At 67.1% G+C, this 529-nt stretch carries 1 protein-coding gene; it reads left to right on the forward strand.

Annotated elements, in window-relative coordinates; genetic code table 11:
- On the forward strand, positions 1 to 529 hold a 529-nt coding region (locus ACXJKJ_RS32045; protein ID WP_457395775.1), incomplete at both ends, for an efflux RND transporter permease subunit.

Consider the following 529-nt stretch of genomic DNA (forward strand, 5'->3'; position numbering starts at 1 on the left):
ATGTGGTGGATCGCTTCTCAAGCCTGGATGGCGTAGCCCAGGTCCGCATCGGCGGCCGCCAGCGCTACGCCATGCGCATCTGGCTGGACCGCGACCAGATCGCTGCCCGCGGCCTCACCGTGGGGGATGTGGAAACCGCGCTGCGCAATGAAAACGTGGAACTGCCCGCCGGCCGCATCGAATCGACCGACCGTGATTTCACCCTGCGCGTGGAGCGCAACTACAGCAAGCCCGAGGACTTTGCGACCATCCCGCTGGGCAAGGGCAACGACGGCTACGTGGTACGCCTGGGGGACGTGGCGAAGATCGAACTGGCCTCCTCCGAACGCCGCGCCTACTACCGCAGCAACGGCGAGCCGGGCATCGGCCTGGGCATCGTCAAAACCTCCACCGCCAACGCACTGGACGTGGCCCGTACCGCGCGCGCCGAGGCCGAGCGCGTCGCACTGACCCTGCCCGAAGGCACCCGCATCTTCGTCGCCTTCGACAACACCACCTTCATCGAAGCAGCCGTGGACCGCGTCTACGC

The organism is Roseateles sp. P5_E1, from assembly GCF_054049335.1.